This is a genomic window from Rhizobium sp. SVR5-2C (assembly GCF_056755115.1).
On the sequence record NZ_JBNDHT010000460.1, the window covers coordinates 1 to 255 of the forward strand.

Consider the following 255-nt stretch of genomic DNA (forward strand, 5'->3'; position numbering starts at 1 on the left):
GTGTGGCCTATGACCCGCGCCCGATCTTTGGCGGCAAGGTGGTCATCCAGGCCAAGCGATACAAGAACACAGTAGGGGTCTCCGCCGTCCGTGACCTGTTCGGCACCCTCCAGAACGAGGGCGCCAGCAAGGGCATCCTGGTTACAACCAGCGGCTACGGCCAGGCCTCATTCGACTTCGCACGGAACAAGCCCATAGAACTCATCGACGGCGCCAACCTGCTGTACCTCTTGAAGCAACACACCGGTATAGACG

At 60.4% G+C, this 255-nt stretch carries 1 protein-coding gene; it reads left to right on the forward strand.

Annotation, left to right across the window (positions count from 1 at the left end; genetic code table 11):
• The coding region (locus tag ACPYOI_RS36525) for a restriction endonuclease (protein ID WP_481424237.1) at positions 1–255 on the forward strand (255 nt) is incomplete at both ends.